Source organism: Vibrio sp. 704, from assembly GCF_033339295.1.
On the sequence record NZ_JAWOUH010000096.1, the window covers coordinates 1 to 1,162 of the forward strand.

Genomic DNA, 1,162 nt, shown 5'->3' on the forward strand with positions numbered 1-1,162 from the left:
TACACGGCGGTAATGTGGTTGCCGAAGGAACGATGGATGAGATCATCGCCAACCCGAACTCTCTCACAGGTCAGTATCTAAGTGGCGCAAAAGAGATAGTAGTCCCTAAAGAGCGTACCCCTCGCGATCCCAAGAAAACCGTAGAGCTACTAGGCGCAACAGGTAACAACCTGAAGAACGTCGACTTATCGATTCCTGTCGGATTGTTTAGCTGTATTACTGGCGTATCTGGCTCCGGTAAATCAACCTTGATCAACGATACGTTCTTCAAAATTGCACACACCCAACTCAATGGCGCTACTACTGCACACCCATCGCCTTATAAGTCGATTAAAGGTCTAGAACATTTCGATAAGGTTATCGACATCGATCAAAGCCCAATTGGCCGAACACCACGCTCGAACCCTGCGACGTACACGGGAATCTTTACCCCTATTCGCGAACTGTTTGCTGGTACGCAGGAATCACGTTCACGTGGTTACAAACCTGGCCGCTTTAGTTTTAACGTTCGCGGTGGTCGCTGTGAAGCTTGTCAGGGGGATGGTGTTATCAAAGTCGAGATGCACTTCTTACCAGACGTGTACGTGCCATGTGATGTGTGTAAAGGTAAGCGCTATAACCGCGAAACACTGGAAGTACGCTACAAAGGCAAAACCATCGATGAAGTACTGGAAATGACCGTCGAGGATGCTCGCACCTTCTTCGATCCTGTTCCTGCGATTGCCCGCAAGCTGCAAACTCTAATGGACGTTGGTCTGTCTTACATTCGTTTAGGTCAAGCGGCAACCACATTATCAGGCGGCGAAGCGCAGCGAGTGAAATTGGCAAGAGAGCTATCCAAGCGTGATACGGGTAAAACCTTGTACATTCTGGATGAGCCGACAACTGGTCTGCACTTCCATGATATTCAGCAGTTATTGACCGTACTTCATCGCCTGCGCGATCACGGGAATACCGTTGTGGTTATCGAGCATAACTTGGACGTCATCAAAACAGCAGACTGGATCATCGACTTAGGACCAGAAGGCGGACAAGGCGGCGGAGAGATCATTGCCCAGGGAACACCAGAAGATGTGTCTCAGATCGAAGGTTCGCACACAGCTCGATTCCTTAAGCCTATGTTGAAATAGAAAAAACAGGTAAAGTACAAAGACCAGCCAAC

General features: G+C 48.9%; 1 protein-coding gene. It reads left to right on the plus strand.

The genetic code is table 11. From position 1 onward, the window contains the following. Positions 1-1,130 (plus strand): ATP-binding cassette domain-containing protein (locus R7R24_RS24700; protein ID WP_318119725.1); only part of this gene is annotated, 1,130 nt, incomplete at its 5' end. Positions 1,131-1,162 lie beyond the last annotated feature (32 nt).